The organism is Pseudoduganella sp. HUAS MS19, assembly GCF_053615455.1.
The window spans coordinates 1,221,948-1,239,055 of sequence record NZ_CM132133.1; the positions used below are offsets into that span (position 1 = coordinate 1,221,948).

9 protein-coding genes and 2 rRNA genes are annotated in these 17,108 nt (G+C 62.5%); 8 read left to right on the plus strand and 3 right to left on the minus strand.

All coding sequences use genetic code 11. From position 1 onward, the window contains the following. Positions 1-128: 128 nt before the first annotated feature. From ACWBU6_RS05655 to ACWBU6_RS05670, 4 genes are all read left to right on the plus strand, one after another. A 23S ribosomal RNA gene (locus ACWBU6_RS05655) occupies positions 129-3,000 on the plus strand. Between the two features lie 81 nt (positions 3,001-3,081). Continuing rightward, positions 3,082-3,194, plus strand: a 5S ribosomal RNA gene (gene rrf / locus ACWBU6_RS05660). 61 nt (positions 3,195-3,255) lie between these two features. Next, positions 3,256-4,563, plus strand: a complete 1,308-nt coding sequence (locus ACWBU6_RS05665; protein WP_452647862.1) for an SWIM zinc finger family protein — start codon at positions 3,256-3,258, stop codon at positions 4,561-4,563. After that, a complete protein-coding gene (locus tag ACWBU6_RS05670; protein WP_452647863.1) occupies positions 4,560-7,211 on the plus strand; it encodes a DUF6493 family protein in 2,652 nt (883 codons plus the stop codon). The genes ACWBU6_RS05665 and ACWBU6_RS05670 overlap by 4 nt, the downstream gene beginning before the upstream one ends. 3 nt (positions 7,212-7,214) lie before the next feature. Here the strand turns inward: ACWBU6_RS05670 and ACWBU6_RS05675 are convergent, their stop codons facing one another. After that, complete coding sequence (locus ACWBU6_RS05675) at positions 7,215-9,239, minus strand: sensor histidine kinase (protein WP_452647864.1); 2,025 nt, start codon at positions 9,237-9,239, stop codon at positions 7,215-7,217. Further along, positions 9,236-9,919, minus strand: a complete 684-nt coding sequence (locus ACWBU6_RS05680) for a response regulator transcription factor (RefSeq protein WP_452647865.1) — start codon at positions 9,917-9,919, stop codon at positions 9,236-9,238. Before ACWBU6_RS05680 ends, ACWBU6_RS05675 begins: the two co-directional genes overlap by 4 nt. A gap of 159 nt (positions 9,920-10,078) precedes the next feature. Between ACWBU6_RS05680 and ACWBU6_RS05685 the strand changes: the two genes are divergently transcribed. Together ACWBU6_RS05685 and ACWBU6_RS05690 are read left to right on the plus strand one after the other, a co-directional pair. Then, on the plus strand, positions 10,079-11,290 hold the full coding sequence (locus ACWBU6_RS05685) for an SPFH domain-containing protein (protein ID WP_452647866.1): 1,212 nt from the start codon (positions 10,079-10,081) through the stop codon (positions 11,288-11,290). A gap of 2 nt (positions 11,291-11,292) precedes the next feature. Next, the gene (locus ACWBU6_RS05690; protein ID WP_452647867.1) at positions 11,293-12,717 is read left to right on the plus strand and encodes a hypothetical protein; all 1,425 of its coding nucleotides are present in this window, start codon (positions 11,293-11,295) and stop codon (positions 12,715-12,717) included. On the opposite strand, the gene ACWBU6_RS05695 is transcribed toward ACWBU6_RS05690, so the two are convergent. Continuing rightward, complete coding sequence (locus ACWBU6_RS05695; protein WP_452647868.1) at positions 12,718-14,241, minus strand: M20/M25/M40 family metallo-hydrolase; 1,524 nt, start codon at positions 14,239-14,241, stop codon at positions 12,718-12,720. It abuts the gene before it with no gap. A 169-nt stretch (positions 14,242-14,410) separates the two neighbouring features. Here ACWBU6_RS05695 and ACWBU6_RS05700 point away from each other — a divergent pair, with 169 nt between their 5' ends. Both ACWBU6_RS05700 and ACWBU6_RS05705 read left to right on the plus strand, forming a co-directional pair. Continuing rightward, a complete protein-coding gene (locus ACWBU6_RS05700; RefSeq protein ID WP_452647869.1) occupies positions 14,411-16,768 on the plus strand; it encodes a penicillin acylase family protein in 2,358 nt (785 codons plus the stop codon). Between the two features lie 63 nt (positions 16,769-16,831). Next, a complete protein-coding gene (locus ACWBU6_RS05705) occupies positions 16,832-17,107 on the plus strand; it encodes an STAS domain-containing protein (RefSeq protein WP_452647870.1) in 276 nt (91 codons plus the stop codon). Position 17,108: the final 1 nt, after the last annotated feature.

Consider the following 17,108-nt stretch of genomic DNA (forward strand, 5'->3'; position numbering starts at 1 on the left):
TCGTTCTTTAACAATCTGGAAGAAGTAAAAGTTTTATTAAGCGATATCGAAAGATATTACTTAGGGTAGTAGTAAAACTCATCAAACACAGTAGTAAGTGCTTGAACTTATAGCCGTCAAGGTTATAGGGACAAGTGAATAAGTGCACATGGCGGATGCCTTGGCGATTACAGGCGATGAAGGACGTAGAAGTCTGCGATAAGCTTCGGGGAGCTGACAAACAAGCTTTGATCCGAAGATTTCCGAATGGGGAAACCCGGCCTTTTAGGTCATCACTCACTGAATACATAGGTGTGTGAAGCGAACGCGGCGAACTGAAACATCTAAGTAGCTGCAGGAAAAGAAATCAACCGAGATTCCCAAAGTAGTGGCGAGCGAAATGGGAAGAGCCTGTACGTGATAGTCGTTTGGATAGTGGAAGCCTCTGGAAATAGGCGCCATAGCGGGTGATAGCCCCGTACACGAAATCCAAGCGGTGGTACTAAGCGTACGACAAGTAGGGCGGGACACGAGAAATCCTGTCTGAACATGGGGGGACCATCCTCCAAGGCTAAATACTCGTAATCGACCGATAGTGAACCAGTACCGTGAGGGAAAGGCGAAAAGAACCCCGGGAGGGGAGTGAAATAGATCCTGAAACCGTGTGCATACAAACAGTCGGAGCCTCGTAAGGGGTGACGGCGTACCTTTTGTATAATGGGTCAGCGACTTACATTCAGTGGCGAGGTTAACCAGATAGGGGAGCCGTAGAGAAATCGAGTCCGAACAGGGCGCCAGTCGCTGGGTGTAGACCCGAAACCAAGTGATCTATCCATGGCCAGGTTGAAGGTGCGGTAACACGCACTGGAGGACCGAACCCACTAATGTTGAAAAATTAGGGGATGAGCTGTGGATAGGGGTGAAAGGCTAAACAAACTTGGAAATAGCTGGTTCTCTCCGAAAACTATTTAGGTAGTGCCTCAAGTATCACCGACGGGGGTAGAGCACTGTTATGGCTAGGGGGTCATCGCGACTTACCAAACCATTGCAAACTCCGAATACCGTTGAGTGCGAGCTTGGGAGACAGACATCGGGTGCTAACGTCCGGTGTCAAGAGGGAAACAACCCAGACCGCCAGCTAAGGTCCCAAAGATTGGCTAAGTGGAAAACGAAGTGGGAAGGCTAAAACAGTCAGGATGTTGGCTTAGAAGCAGCCATCATTTAAAGAAAGCGTAATAGCTCACTGATCGAGTCGTCCTGCGCGGAAGATGTAACGGGGCTAAGCCAGTCACCGAAGCTGCGGATATCCGCAAGGATATGGTAGGAGAGCGTTCTGTAAGCCTGCGAAGGTGTCTTGTAAAGGATGCTGGAGGTATCAGAAGTGCGAATGCTGACATGAGTAGCGATAATGCGGGTGAAAAGCCCGCACGCCGTAAGCCCAAGGTTTCCTGTTCAACGTTCATCGGAGCAGGGTGAGTCGGCCCCTAAGGCGAGGCAGAGATGCGTAGCTGATGGGAAGCAGGTTAATATTCCTGCACCGTCGTATGATGCGATGGGGGGACGGATCGCGGAAGGTTGTCTGCCTGTTGGAATAGGCAGTTCCTGGTTCATAGAAGGCGCTTAGGCAAATCCGGGCGCGTAATTCAAGGGACTGGGACGAGCGGGCTTGCCCGTGAAGCAATCGGAAGTGGTTCCAAGAAAAGCCTCTAAGCTTCAGTCATACGAGACCGTACCGCAAACCGACACAGGTGGGCGAGATGAGTATTCTAAGGCGCTTGAGAGAACTCGGGAGAAGGAACTCGGCAAATTGGTACCGTAACTTCGGGATAAGGTACGCCTCGGTAGCTTGACCACTTTACTGTGGAAGGGCGAAAAGGTTGCAATAAACTGGTGGCTGCGACTGTTTAATAAAAACACAGCACTCTGCAAACACGAAAGTGGACGTATAGGGTGTGACGCCTGCCCGGTGCTGGAAGATTAAATGATGGGGTGCAAGCTCTTGATTGAAGTCCCAGTAAACGGCGGCCGTAACTATAACGGTCCTAAGGTAGCGAAATTCCTTGTCGGGTAAGTTCCGACCTGCACGAATGGCGTAACGATGGCCACACTGTCTCCTCCCGAGACTCAGCGAAGTTGAAGTGTTTGTGATGATGCAATCTACCCGCGGCTAGACGGAAAGACCCCATGAACCTTTACTGTAGCTTTGCATTGGACTTTGAACCAATCTGTGTAGGATAGGTGGGAGGCTTTGAAGTGAGGACGCCAGTTCTCATGGAGCCATCCTTGAAATACCACCCTGGTTTGTTTGAGGTTCTAACCTTGGTCCGTGATCCGGATCGGGGACAGTGCATGGTAGGCAGTTTGACTGGGGCGGTCTCCTCCCAAACGGTAACGGAGGAGTTCGAAGGTACGCTAGGTACGGTCGGACATCGTGCTAATAGTGCAATGGCATAAGCGTGCTTAACTGCGAGACCGACAAGTCGAGCAGGTACGAAAGTAGGACATAGTGATCCGGTGGTTCTGTATGGAAGGGCCATCGCTCAACGGATAAAAGGTACTCTGGGGATAACAGGCTGATTCCTCCCAAGAGTTCATATCGACGGGGGAGTTTGGCACCTCGATGTCGGCTCATCACATCCTGGGGCTGTAGCCGGTCCCAAGGGTATGGCTGTTCGCCATTTAAAGTGGTACGTGAGCTGGGTTTAAAACGTCGTGAGACAGTTTGGTCCCTATCTGCCGTGGGCGTTGGAAATTTGAAGGGGGCTGCTCCTAGTACGAGAGGACCGGAGTGGACGAACCTCTGGTGTACCGGTTGTCACGCCAGTGGCATTGCCGGGTAGCTAAGTTCGGAAGAGATAACCGCTGAAAGCATCTAAGCGGGAAACTTGCCTTAAGATGAGATTTCCCGGAGCCTTGAGCTCCTTGAAGGGTCGTTCGAGACCAGGACGTTGATAGGTCAGGTGTGGAAGTGCAGTAATGCATTAAGCTAACTGATACTAATTGCCCGTACGGCTTGTCCCTATAACCTTGACGGTTATATAGCACTTACCGTGTTTGAGAACACTACCCACTTTACTTCTTCCCGATTGTTGACAAGTCATGCCTGATGACCATAGCAAGTCGGTCCCACCCCTTCCCATCCCGAACAGGACCGTGAAACGACTCTGCGCCGATGATAGTGCTGCAACCAGTGTGAAAGTAGGTTATCGTCAGGCTCTTATTAGAAAAGCCCGCCAGGCATGAATGCCGGCGGGCTTTTTGCTTTATATTTCTGGCATGCCGACATTAGCCCATGCCTACCACTACGCCTTCGCGTCCGAATTAACGGACGCAGGCCGTCCCCACCTGACTCTCGCGACTTCGAATGCCGGCCAAAGGCCGCATTTCTTCGAAGGCCGTTTGCTGCAACCGCGCCTCGCTTCAGAATTGCTGACAGCCGTGCACCTGATAGTCGGCTCGCGCTTCTTCCTGCCCGCGAACTCGCTGGCGAAGGTGCTGCGCCTGGCCGACCCGGTGGTGACATGCGGCGAGGGGGCACTCAGGTTTGAGGGATTCTCTGGATGCTGCAGCACCTATATCCGCGCCGACTTCCTGCCTGGTGCATATGAAGGCGACATACTCGGCAAAGGCACCACCAATGTAGACTTCAACGCGCCGATGCGCGCTGCATTGGCGCGCGTGCGCGATAGCGACGGAATGGACCTGTCGGTGGGGGCGGACGGCGTGACCATCAATTCCGTGACGGAATCCAAAGTGGAACTGCCGCTGCGTTGGCTGCGCGGCATGCTGGAAGTGCAGGCCTACCAGGCCGGCATGCACTTGCGGCACACCATGAATGGCATGGAAGCGTTTCGATTCCTGCGTGCCTTGCCACGCAATGCCAATGGCCGCACACCTTTGTGGATTGTCGCCGGGCCGATGGGCCTGCGCGTCACGGCGCAGCCATCTCAGGAGGGTGTGCGCATGACCGACAGTTCGCGCCTGCGGGTATTGGAAACGCTGGCGCCCAAGGCAAAAACCGTCGCGCTCTACGCGGACGACGCCCAGCAATCCAGTGCCTGGGTGCTGGATTTCGGACCAGCGCGGCTGACATTGGCCCTGAGTGCAGAGACATGGCGCGGGTTCTCCGGGGAGGGCCAGTCCCTGCGCGCGTTATTGCGCGCTTCCGGTTCGCCTGCATTGTCATCTGTCCGGGCGCAGCTCAACTGGCAGGCAGCACTGGATCCGTCTACGATCGCGTCGGCGCTGGCACTGCCGGAGGGCGAGGTTTCCGATGCGCTGCGTGTGCTTGGCGCGACCGGGCTGGTTGGCTTCGACGTGGCTGCAAACAGCTATTTCCATCGAGTGCTGCCATTCGACCTGGCATTGGTGGACGATTTGAATCCCCGCCTTGCGGCGGCACGTGAACTGGTGGAACAACAGGCAGTGAAAATCGTCGGTGACAATCCGATTGAGGCGCAAGTGGGAGATCATCGCGTGCGCGAAGCCGGGCAGGAAATGCAGTGTACCTGTCCATGGTTTGCCAAATACCAGGGCGCACGCGGGCCATGCAAACATGTATTGGCGGTGGAGGCGACGCGATGAGCTTCAAACCTGCCAACGAACTGGAAGCGTTGATTTACGCCGGCGATGGCGACGCAGTGCTGGCCCACCTGGAAAGCATGGCAGCGGCCGAGCGTTCAGCGCTGGCGGATCCGCTCGCGGTGGTAGCCGACTTAATGCGCTACCAGTGGTGGAATCGCGAAGTCGTCCACGACACCTGGGGCATGCGCGCTACGGACGGACAGCGCGATGCCATCGCTGTCGCGGCGCTGGCCTGCATGCCTGCGGGGCAGGCGTGCCGCTTCCGCCTGCCGGCAAAGCGCGTGGTGGAGGTAGTGCAACGCATTCCCCTGGCAGGAATCGCCAGCCTTGCCCGCGACTTTGCTGCGAATGGCCACATTGCAGCGGCATTGCAGCTCGCTGCGGAAGGGCTGTCCCCATACGCGATCAGTGAAGAGGACGTGACGCGGCTGATCGCAATGCCACGCTGGAACCACTATACGCGCGAATACCTGGTGGAGAACCGGGAAGCGCTGCGTCCAGTCTTGCTGAAGATACTTGAGGTGGAAGGCAACAGCGAAGATAACCTGGCCGGAATCGACAAGTACTGCAAGTCCGACCGGACCTGGGCCTGGCACCTGTTGCAGCTTTGTGAGGATGGATGGTATTCCCGCGCCGAGCTGCTGGCGTGTTGCCTCGGCACGCTGGAGCGTGATTGGCCGCAGTTCCGCGCAGGATGGTTCTCGCGCTTTCACGAGCAGCTCGCGCCGACACTGGAGGAAATGACACCCCATGCGGCGCGCTACCTCGGCATGCTGCATAGCCGTATTCCACCCACTGTCACCCTGGCCCTGAAGGCCTGTGCCAGGCTGTTCGACAAGAAGCTGTTGACGCAAGCAGCGTTGCTGGAGGCATTGCCGCCTGTGCTGTTGTCTGCAGTGAAAGCCCAGATCACTGCGGCCCTCAAGATGCTTGACTCCATGGTCAAGCGCGATCCCGCAAGTGCGCACGCAGCGGCGCTGGTGGCCATCGGCGGCCTGCAGCATACGGACCCGGATGTGCAGCAAGCAATCGTGGAGCGCATTGCGAAATGGGGCATGGGCGCCGATGCAAGCGAAGCGCTGCAAGGTATGGCGCCCTACATCGCGGCAAGCATCAAGCCGAAGCTGGATGCGTTGCTCGTGAACCAGCAGCCAGCTCCTGCGGCTGCAGGCTGGCGGGACATAGTCCTGCCTCCGCGTGCCCGGCCGATGTCGCCACTCGACCCGTCCCGCACCTTGCACGTTCCGGCGACATTGGATGATCTGGTAGCCATGTGCGCGCGGCTGGTCGAAGACGAGAGCGATCTCGATATGTTCGAGGCGGCCTTTGGCGCCCTGTTGCGCGCGGCGCCATTTTCGGACGATGATCGCGCACGCTTCGCACCGGTGATCAAGCGTGCGCGCAAAGTGAAGATGGATGCCTACGAAATGAAGGCTTGCGTCTCGGCTGAATTCGCGCGCCTGTTATTGCGCCTTGTAGCGGGCGAGCAGCGGGAACGTGCGCATAATCGCGCAGGTGTGCTGGGCGTGCTGGCCGAGCGCGTCGAGGATGCCAGCACGTTCGACCTGGCGACGCATCGTGGTGGTTTCATCGATCCTGCGGTGCTGGTGGAGCGCGCGAGAGAGCTCGGGCCCGGCATCGTGCAGTTGCCGCTGCGTGTGCAGGTACGGGCGTTGCTGCGCCTGGCGCCATCGAGCGACGCGGCGATCCTGGCGGCCGCAAAAGGTTTGCATGCAACGCCTTTCAGCCAGGCCTTGTGTTACGCGCTGGGCGGGGAATGGCCGGTGCAGCCGGACGAGGCGTTATGCCTCGCGGCCGCCCGCATCCGCCACCCAGGTTCGGACGATCCATTGGCTTTACTGGCGTTCGGGGCAGGGCTGCCCGATGGTGCGGTGGCGGCGCAAGTTGACCTATGCAATGAGTTGGTGAAATGGGAGCACGGTGATTTTTTCCAGCCCCGTGCAACCGTACCAGAACCCCAGCCGCCGGTGGAGGGCATCTTGCTCGCACCATACCGCTACCAGGGTTTCTGGAACGATTCGGAGGCGCTGATCCTGTTTGGCGCCTCGCTCTTCCCGTCCAGCCACGAAGCCGTGTATGCGGAGGCCTTGCCAGGGCTGGCGCAAAACCTGCAGTACGCCGACGCGCAATGGCACCATGGCGCCTGGGTGCGCCTGCTTGGGGAGCCGGTAACGGACATGACGCCCGCAGCGACCAAGACGCTGGCACTGGCCCTGATGGGCAAGGATCCCGGCCGCCTCGCGCGGGCGGTCGATGCCTTCGTCGCGGCCAGCCTGGATGGACGCCTGGACGCGGATGCGCTGGGACAAGCCCTGCTCGAGCTGATAGCGCTGGAATACTTCATGGGAGCGCGGCTTGCTACCAGCCTGGCGATGGCCGCGGCGGCCGATCCCGGCATGCCGCCCGTGGTGCTATCCGTGCTGGGGCGGCTGTGCGCCGTGCCGGCAGCGCAAGTGCCGCGCGACATGGCGAAGCTTCTGCAACTGATGCAGGAACTGGCGCTGCAGTACAGTTTGCGGCCAGCGGCGGCGGCACTCGCTTCCCTCGAGGCGCTTCCGCTGACCGGCAAGGCGCAGTCTGTCAGGAGGTCGTTGCTTGGCGCGGTGGCGGCGGCGGCAGGCGGCTAGGCCTTACGCGCCTGCATGCAGCGTCAGCGTGAACTCGACACCGCCGGCCACGTTGCGTACCGCCACGGTACCGCCCATCTTGGCCATATAGGTTTTCACAACGAACAAGCCCTGGCCGCGGTTGGCTCCTTCGTCCTGGCCTGATACACCGTACTCGAACACCTTGTCGAGCAGCTCCGCCGCAATGGATTCGCCCTGGTTGCGGATTGCGAGGCTGGCGGTCCGCCCGTCCGACGCGAGCGCCATCACGATCGGCGTGCCGGGCGTGCGGTGCCGGTTGGCGTTGTTCAGGATATGGGTCACGACGTCTTCCAGCGAGTAGGGATCGGCGCGCACCATGGCCGGTGTACCGCCTTCGTAGCGCACGTCTGCGATACCGACGCAGGGAGCATTGGCCGCCACGTCGCGCAGGAAGGCATCCAGGTCCAGCGTTTCCAGCTGCAGTGTGGTGGACTGGAAGGCTTCGCTCGGCGAGGCCTGGCCGTACAGTACGCGCACCGCTTGCTGCATGCGGTGGATATAGCGCGCGCTTGGGTCGTGTTCGCCGCCGTGCAGCGCCATCAGCGACTGCAGCGGCGACATGATTTCGTGGCCGACCGCGTGCCACATATCGCGTTCCTGTTCCGCGCGGATTGCTTCCTTTTCCACATCTTCGCGCACCCGGCGCAGCAGGTCGTGCAGGCAGTTCGCCAGCACGCCCAGTTCGTCCCGCCCGCGCAGGTCCGACAGGTCGAATTCATCGAGTGCACCAGCCGTCTTGACTGACTTTGCCACCTTGTCGGCGCGCCTGGTCAGGATGCTGATCGGGCGGATGATGCCAGCCTCCACCACCAGCCATGCGACCAGCAGCGCGCCCAGGATGGCCCCCACGAACCATGACACGCGAGTGGCTACCACGCTCAGTGTGTCGCTGACGCTGCGCGCATCGCCGCTCAACTCGATATCAAAGTTGCCGAGTGGCGTGGGCACACTGGTCCGGGTCTGCAGCGCCTTGACGGTGGTGTCGACCGGCAAGTGGCGCACCAGGGTAAGCAGGGCATGCCAGCTTCGTTGGCTGTCGCTGCTTGGCCCGGAGAGCGACAGCACTTCCTTGCCTTGGGCTGTGCGGATGCGCAGGGTTTCGCCCGGCAGCAGCAGCGACTGCAGGTCGCGCAACGAAAACAGGGGCGTGGCCTGGTCGCGTGCGCTGTCCAGCAGGGCGGGACCATCGCCCGGTGGCAATACCGCCACGCTGACCTCGATGCTGGACAGGTCTTGCGGCGGCCAGGCCGGCCGCGTTTTCGAGAACAGGGCGTCCTGCAGCACGCCCACCGGCAGGCGCACGGAGAAAAAGGCGCTGTGCGAGCAGCCTGGCACACCTTCCGGCGCACATACGGGGCTTTGCCAGATCCAGCCGCGGAAATCCCTGACCGGCCGGGCGCGCGGCTGGCCTGCATCGGCGGCGGTGTAGCCGGTCAGGCGCCCGCGAATACCGCCGTGGGCCGGGTCGCCGGTCTGCTCGAAGGGGGCGATCCAGTGGTATTCCTGGCCGCGCAGGCTGACCTTCACCGCAACGCGGTGCGCCTGGTCGATCGACACTTCGCGCAACGGATGTGCAGCGAGGGGCGGGCCGTTGAAAGTCCCCGCCACGTAGATAAAACCGCCGGCCCAGGGATTGCTGCCGATGCCGGCGCACAGCGTGCCCTTGTCGCCGTATTGCGCGGCGCAGCCGGCCATGGCAACGGCTTGCTGCACCTTGGCCTGGTCATCGAAGTCCAGCGCGGGGTACGGCAGCAGGACCGGATGCAGCCCGGGACTCCGCCCGGCGGCGGGATTCAACAGCGCCAGCTGGCCGGTCGGGTGGCGCAAGGTGGCTGCTATTTGCTCGCGCGTCTTGTAGAACGAATGTTCGTAGGCCTGGTAGCTGAGCTGCTTCTCCTGCTGCAGCACGGATACTGCCAGGCCTATCGTGGCCACGCCCAGCAGCGGAAAGGCCATGCGCAAAACGATGCGCAGGCGGTAAGGCGTCAGCAGCGCGAATGGGTTCATTCCTGGTCGGTCCAGCGGAAGCCGCGCATCGGGATGTTCTCGATGCACTCGAAGCCTGGATCGATTTCGCGGAAAGCGTCGCGGATGGTGCTCACATGCTTGCGGATGTTGTCGCGGTTGCGGCCGCTCTTTACCACTTCGAACAGGTCTTCATAGGAGACCACGTGTCCGCGCCGCTCGAACAGGGCCGCCAGGATGCGTTGCGCCGTCAGCGGCAGGTTGATGCGCTGGCCGCGCCAGGTCGGCGTGCGCTGGCGCAGCGGGTCCATGGTCAGTTCGCTGGCCGGGGCGGTCGGCTTGCTGTCCTTGGCCGCCCGCAGGATCTCCAGGAAGGTGTCGATGAAGTCCGCTTCCTCGAAAGTGGTCTTTTGCAGGTAATCCCAGGCATCCAGCGCTTTCATGATCGAGCGGTAGATGGCTGCCGGCATGGCCGATACCACCAGCACCGGCGTCGCATGGCGCTTGTTGATGGCGTTGATGATGGCGACGCCGGCATGGCGTTCGCGGCCCAGTTCAATGTCCAGCACCACCAGGTCGTAGCGTTCGCGGGCGATGGCTGCCTCGGCTTCATCGCGGTTGAACCACTGGTCGACCTGGATGCCGGGGCGGGCCGCGGCGATCCAGCCGGCGAGCTGGTTGCTGGTGGGAAGGTCGTCTTCAATGATGGCTACGCGGGTCATGCGTGAAGTATTACCCAAAAGCCCAGTCGCCGGCGTGAATTTTTCTTCACAGGCCGGAAGGGAGTGGGCTGGGGGCAGCATTGAATGCTCGCGGCAGGTGGCGCGAAGATTGCTGTACCGGCGCTGTGCCGGGCCAACCAGACCAGAAAGGCAATCATCATGAACAACCGGATCAGTACGATGCTGCAGGCGATTCGCTCGACGCTCGGCCGTGCTGCCAGCAGCATTCATCTTCCTTCCGGCGCCCGTCAAGGCGCCGTGCTGCTCGCCGTGACCGGCGCCGTCGCTTACGGCTTGTACCAGTTCACTCCAATGCGTACGGTTGGCCGTGGCGAAGTGGCAGTGCGCACCAACCACCTGACCGGGGACACTTCGATCGTACGGGAAGGCCTGGCCCTGGACCTGCCGGGCATCCATGAACTGCGCCTGCTGTCGCTGCGCGATCAGACCTACCGCCCGGCTGCTCCAGGCGAAACGCCATTCCAGTCCGGCGAGGGGCTGTCGCTGGGCCTGGATATGTCGATACGCTTCGGCCTCGACCAGTCGCGCCTGGCCCAGGTGGCGCCCAGGCTGCCGGCCGATATTTCCCGCGATGTCGTGGCGCCGGCCGTGGAAGGCGTGATCTACAAGGTGCTGGCACGTTACACGGTACGCGAAATCTTCTCCTCCAAGCGCGCTGAGATACAGCAGGCCATCGAGGCCGAGCTGAAACCCAAGCTGGCGGTGGACGGCATCGTGCTGCGCAACGTCACCATCGGCAAGGTGCTGTTGCCGGACGACTTCAAGGCCGGCATGGAAAAACTGCTGGCCGAAGAGCTGGCGTCGGAGAAGATGCGCTACACGCTGGAACTGAAGGAGAAACAGGTGCGCCAGACTGCGCTGGAAGCCGAGGCCGAGAAAGTGGCGCGCGAGAAGGCTGCCGAAGCGGCTGCCTCCGAGCAGGTGATTGCCGCCAAAGCGCAGGAGGAAGCCATGCGCCATGTGTTGCCATTCAAGGAGAAACAGGTGAAGCAGCGCGAACTGGAAGCGGAGGCCGAAAAGACCGCCCGCATCAAGAATTCGGAAGGCAATGCCCAGGCCCGGATCATCGAGGCCGCCGGCGAGGCGGATTCGCGCCGCAAACTGGCCGACGCCGAAGCCTATCGCCAGGAGCTGGTGGGCAAGATCGCCAGCGCCCAGATGGAGCGCGACGGCGAGCTGTTGAGCAAGCACCCACTGCTGATCCAGAAGACCATGGCCGACAAGCTGTCGGACAAGGTGTCGGTCATCATCGCGCCGCCGCCGGCGGACGGCGGTTTCATCGGCTCGACCCTGGTGGGCGGCCCGAAGGCCGTGCACACCGAGCGCATCGCCGTCACTCCAGGAGAGTAAGCATGGCCATCTCGATGCTTGCCGCCAGCGTAGCCTTGGCCATCGTCACCCAGGACCAGTTGCCGCTGCGCGCAGCGCCGCGCGAATCGGCCCAGGCCCAGGCCGTACTCTGGCAGGGCGACGCGCTGGAAGTGCGCGGAACGCGCGGCGACTTCCTTCAAGTGTACGACCATCGCCGCGAGCGGGCCGGCTATGTGCGCGCGGCGCGCGTGCGCCAGGTCGATTTGCAGCCGGCCGCCGCGCCGGAGCTGCTGGCGGTGGTGCGTTTCCTGCGCGACACGCCGGGCGCCGAGGCGCTGGGCATCGGCTACGGCGCGGCCTACCTGAAGGCCGCAGCTGCGCAAGCGATCGATGCCGAGCCGTTCGACGCGATCGGCAGCATGGCGGAACGGCTGGCGGCACGGGCTTCTTCGAAACTGGCGCCGCAAGCCGAGACCGCGCTGGCTGCGCACCTGGAAGTGGTGGCCAGCTACGGCGTGGCGATGCGCAGCTATGAAAATGAAGGCAAGATGCGGGTTTGCTACGACGGCGACGCCTTCCGCCGCGTGCTGGCCGTAGCTGCAAGCGCCGAGCAGCGCTCCCGCGCCGCGCTGGCCTTGAGCAACGGCGCCTGCATCGATCCTGCGCTGGGCGTGGTCCAGCGTGCCGAGCATGACCGCTGGCGCGCCGAACTGCTCGACAGCGTGGACATGGCGCGCCTGCCTGAGCATATGAAGAACCGCATCCACATGCGGCGCGCGGCAGTGTGGTCCAGCGTGGCCTTCCAGCGTGCGCGCAAGGGGGAGGATGCGGCGCAGGCAGCCGGCCGCGCCGAGCAGGCGCTGGCGGCGGTCAACAAGGCGGAGCTGGCCGACGAGGACAAGGCTGCCTATGCGGAAGCCGGCGTGCGCTTCGGCGCGGTGCGCTGGGCGCTGGAGCCGCTGCCGGCTGCAGCGCCGGTGCAGGGCCAGGCGGCGCCGCAACTGGCGGTCGCCGCGGCAGCGGGCCGGCCGGGCGAAACCTGCGTCAGCCTGCTGGGCGGCGGCAAGCAGCTCATTAGCCGCTGTACCTGGGGCGTGGCTTGGCTGGCCTCGGCGCGCGTGCATCCGCAAGGGACGGCGCTGACGCTGGCGGTGCAGCCGCTGGACGGCTGGCGTGAAATGTGGCTGTTCCGGCGCGAGGGGGAGGGCTGGACGGTGGACGTGCTGCCGCCGGCGTCCAGCGATCCGGACATCGGCTATGCGGAGTTTGCCGGCTGGGTGCCCGGTAGCGCCAGGATGCTGGCGGCCCGGGAAGTGCGCGCCGACGGCAGGTTCCGGCGCAGCTTCGAATTGCTGGACATGGCCACGCTGGCGACCGAACGCGGCGCCGACAGGCCGGAATCGCTGTCCGCCTTTTACAAGTGGCAGGACCCGGCCTGGAAGCGGCAGACGGTCAGCTTGCGCTGATCACTGCGGCTTGTAGGTCACCTTCAGGTTATAGCTCCCGGCGCTATAACCGTTCAGCATGACGTAGACATCTCCGTTGGCCGTGACACTGGTGCTGCAGGTCTCGGTTGCGGTGGAGCCGTCCGACTTGCAGCTATAGCTGCTGGTGGTCGGAATCGCGCCCTTGCGGACGTACAGGTCGATGTCGCCGGTGCCGGTGGTTTCTGCCTTGAAGGTACCGACGCCGGCCTTGAACGGGCCGAAGGTTCTCTTCTGGTTCAGGGTCAGGCTGCCGCTGAAGGTTTCCACGGTATCCGGCTTGACGATGACCGGACCGTCGCTCCCCAGCTCCAACGCGTACGCGGCGGCCAGTTGCGCAAATTTCAGCGCGTGGTTGGCCTGGGTGTCGGAGTTGGCCAACGTATCGTTGGCGGTATGGATGTACGGGTTGTCCTGGCCCATCTGTGCTTCGAACGGGAACGACGCGAAGAAGCCCTGGTTATGCCAGGGCGCGTGGTCCGAGCACCCGTAGCCGCAAGAACTGTAGCCCACGGTGGCCGAAGGCATATAGGCTGACAGCAGGGAAGTCAGGAAGGTGTTCTGCTGGTTGTCCGTATAGTCGGTGTAGATCCAGACGTCCTTGGAGGAGCCGCGATAGTTGGTCATGTCCAGCTGCAGCACGCCGACGACCTTGACGTTGTTAGCCTTGAAATTGGACGCGATATCCTTCGAACCGAGCAGGCCGGCCTCCTCCGCCGCATAGCCAATGATCTTGATGGTGCGGCGCGGCTTGTAGCCGGAGGCGATCATGGCCCGTGCCGCTTCGGTCAGGCTGGCAACGCCGGATGCGTCGTCGTCGGCGCCTGGCGAACGCGAAGTCTCGCCGTTGCCGCTCATATTGATCGAGTCCAGGTGGCCGCCCATGACCACCACTTCAGAACCATTGTCGGTGCCGTTGATGGTCATGATGACGGACTTCTGGTTGTAGCCCGAGTGCGTGAACTGGGTCACGCTGATGTCGCTGCGGCCGGCCGCCATGGCGGTCCACTTCTGCGCCAGCCAGTTGGCTGCATTGGCGCCATTGGTGGTGCGGTAGTAACGGTTCGCGAAGTTCGACAGGTCGGTTATGGTCTGCGCGATATTGGACGACTGCAAGGTCGGCAAGATGCCGTTGACGGTCGACTGGTTGTCGATCGTGTAGCTGGGACGGACTGCGGCCAGGGCCTGCGGCTGCACGGCATTGGCCTTGGCCAGCGCCTGCCGGCCTTCCTCTTCGCTTGCATGCGCGATGAAGCCGCCGCAGCGTTTCAGTTCCTTATGGATGGCGGCCGACAGCTTCAGCATGGTTGCTTCGTCGACCTGCACGAGGTGGACTTTCTCCTTGCCCTGGCCTTGCTTGCTGGCCTTTGCGACGGCATGCGGGGCGGCGGCTTGCAACTTGGCGTAAGCGGCGTCGCCGAGTGTGATCCAGGTGGTGGGGGCGGCATTTGTTGCGCTGGCTGCAAAGAGTCCTGCGGCCAGTACGACTGGGGTGAATCTCTTCATGTCTGCTCCTTTGCGCAAAAAAAAATGCACCCGGGGCGGGTGCATTTGTCAAAAATCTTAGCAGATTATTGGTTTCGCACGATTGTGTACCGATTTGATTTGTCTCAACTGTCGCGGAAATGCCGCGCCCATCATGGAAGTGTGCACTTTTGTTACGGGGAGGTAGACCATGAAAGCGCAACTGCTGGCCGCATGTGCGGCCATATTCCTCACTGCCTGCAGCGGCAAGGGCAGTAATGGCGGCACGCCAGCTCCGCAATTTGCCGCCGAGCTCACCCGCACCAGCTACGGTGTGGCGCATATCCAGGCCAGGGACTTTGCCGGGGTCGGCTACGGCCTGGCCTATTCCTTCGCCGAAGACAATATCTGCATGCTGGCCGACAGCTTCCTGACGGTGCGCGGCGAACGCTCGCGCTACTTTGGCCCGGATGCCCGCGCCACCCGCCCCCGCAACGGCGAATATGGCGCCGCCCTCGACTTCATGGATTTGCGCAACGAGGATAGCGACTTCTTTTTCAAAGGTTACCTGGACATCGAGAAGCTGCGCGCCGGCTATGCCGCCGGCTCCAGCGAGATCCGGCAACTGCTGCGCGGCTATGCTGCCGGCTATAACCGCTACCTGCGCGACCATGGCGCGCGCCTGCCCGAGGCGTGCCGGAACGCGGCCTGGGTCAAGCCGATCAGCTTCGACGACGTGATGCTGCTGATCGCGGAGAAGATGCTGCATGCCACCGGCGAAGTGTTTGCCGCTGAAATCGTGGCGGCCGCGCGCGAGGTGAGCGGCAACGTTAGCCTGGCCCTGCGGGAAGGACCGGTCGCCGCGCCGCCGTCCAGCACACCGTTCGTCATGCCGGCCCAGGGGGCGATGGCCAGCAACGCACTGGCAATCGGCAAGGAAGCCAGCAGCAATGGCCGCGGCATCCTGCTGGGCAATCCGCATTATCCCTGGACCAGCACCGACCGCTTTTACCAGCTGCACATCACGGTACCGGGCAGCTACGATGCCATGGGCGTCAGCCTGGGCGGCTTGCCGCTGGTGGTGATCGGCTTCAATAAAGACCTGGCCTGGACCCACACGGTGACCAAGGCGGTGCACTTCACCACCTTCCGCCTGCAGCGCGACGCAGCCGATCCGATGTGCTATATGGTCGACGGCGAACCGCTATGGCTGGAAACCCGTACGGCGACGATCGATGTGCTGCAGCCGGATGGCAGCCTGCGGCAAAAGAGCAAAGCCTTCTACTTCAGCAAGCTTGGCGCGGTCATGGCAATCCCGGGCAGCCCGCAAGGACCTGGCGGCCTGCTGGTGCTGGGCGACCCCAATCGCAACAATACGCGGTCGATGGAGCAATGGCTTGCCATCGGACGTTCGGGCAGCGTGCAGGAACTGAAGAAGGAGCTGGGGCGCCTGGTCGGCCTGCCCTGGGTGAATACGGTGGCGGCGGACCGCAACGGCGGGGCGTTCTACGCCGATTCCAGTGTCGTACCGCACCAGGGCGCCGATAAGTTCGGCGGCGACTGCCTGCTGCTGGCGGCACTGCTGATGTTCGATGGCGCGCGCTCGTCCTGCGCCTGGGGCCGCGATGACGACGGCACGCCGGATGGCATTTTCGGCGGCGCCAATGCTCCCAGCATGCTGCGCACGGACTACGTGGCAAATTCCAACGACGGCTACTGGGTTACCAATGCGCGGCAACTGCTGGTTGGACCAGCGCCGCTCGGCTATTCGCCCCTGTATGGTCCGGTGGGCGTGGCGCAGCACCTGCGCACGCGCAGCGGCTTTATCGGGATCGAAGACATGCTGGCGCAGCGCGGCCGGGTGGGGCCACAGGACTTGCAGGCGCTGATGTTCGCCAATCGCGTGCTGGCCGCCGAACTGGTGCTGCCGGAGCTGCTTCCGGCCTGCATGGCCAGTAGCGATGCCTTGCTGCTGAAGGCTTGCACGGCGCTGGCGGATTGGGACCGCAAGGCGGAGCTGGATAGCCGTGGCGCCGTGTTGTTCCGCGAATTCTGGAACAGCGCCGCCAAGCTGCCCGGAATATGGTCGCTGGTATTCGATGCCGCCGATCCCCTGCATTCGCCGCGCGGGGTGGCGCCGGCGGCGCTGCCGGCCATGCTGGCGGCACTGAAGGAGGCGGCGCTGCGGCTGCAGCAGCTGGACGTACCGTTCGACGGGCGCCTGGCCGATTTCCAGGTGGAGCCGCGCAACGGCCAGCGCTTCCCCATCCATGGCGCAATCGGCGATATCGATGGCAGCTACAATTCCATCCATATGGCGGGCGTACTGGGATCCGCGGGCTACGAGCGGGTTACCTGGGGCACCAGCTATATCCACCTGGTCAGCTTCGACGACAAGGGACCGCGGGCGCGCGGCCTGCTGGTCTACGGCCAGTCCACCGATCCGCGCTCGGCGCATTATGCCGACCAGCTGCCGCTGTACGCCGAAAAACGCCTGCCGGAACTGCCGTTCAACGCAGCGGCCATCGCAGCCGACCCCGCGCGCCGCACCCGGCACTTGCGCGAATAATGACGTAGTGCAACTCCGTACGCCGGGCTTGCCAGTCACCGGGCATGGGCATACGATTGGCGCATGAGCTCACAGCGCACCCAGCCGCCGGCGCTGCTCTTCATTGAAGGCGACCTGACGATCCGGCGCGTGCAGGAACTGAAAGACGTGCTCCTGGCGCGTCTGGCCCAGGCGCAGGCGCTGGAAGTGGACCTGGCGGGCGTCACCGAGATCGATACCGCCGGCGCCCAGCTCCTGCTGATGGCGCGCCGCGCGGCGCAGGCGAGCCGCAAGGAGTTGCGGCTGGTCGCGTACAGCCCGGCCGTTGCGGCGCTGTTCGAGCTGCTGCGCATCCACTAGG

Bases quoted from the DNA above. Each gene is read 5' to 3' on its own strand.
- ACWBU6_RS05695 (WP_452647868.1), bottom strand. From the start codon at position 14,241: ATGAAGAGATTCACCCCAGTCGTACTGGCCGCAGGACTCTTTGCAGCC.
- ACWBU6_RS05680 (WP_452647865.1), bottom strand. From the start codon at position 9,919: ATGACCCGCGTAGCCATCATTGAAGACGACCTTCCCACCAGCAACCAG.
- ACWBU6_RS05675 (WP_452647864.1), bottom strand. From the start codon at position 9,239: ATGAACCCATTCGCGCTGCTGACGCCTTACCGCCTGCGCATCGTTTTG.
- ACWBU6_RS05690 (WP_452647867.1), top strand. From the start codon at position 11,293: ATGGCCATCTCGATGCTTGCCGCCAGCGTAGCCTTGGCCATCGTCACC.
- ACWBU6_RS05705 (WP_452647870.1), top strand. From the start codon at position 16,832: ATGAGCTCACAGCGCACCCAGCCGCCGGCGCTGCTCTTCATTGAAGGC.
- ACWBU6_RS05665 (WP_452647862.1), top strand. From the start codon at position 3,256: ATGCCGACATTAGCCCATGCCTACCACTACGCCTTCGCGTCCGAATTA.
- ACWBU6_RS05670 (WP_452647863.1), top strand. From the start codon at position 4,560: ATGAGCTTCAAACCTGCCAACGAACTGGAAGCGTTGATTTACGCCGGC.
- ACWBU6_RS05700 (WP_452647869.1), top strand. From the start codon at position 14,411: ATGAAAGCGCAACTGCTGGCCGCATGTGCGGCCATATTCCTCACTGCC.
- ACWBU6_RS05685 (WP_452647866.1), top strand. From the start codon at position 10,079: ATGAACAACCGGATCAGTACGATGCTGCAGGCGATTCGCTCGACGCTC.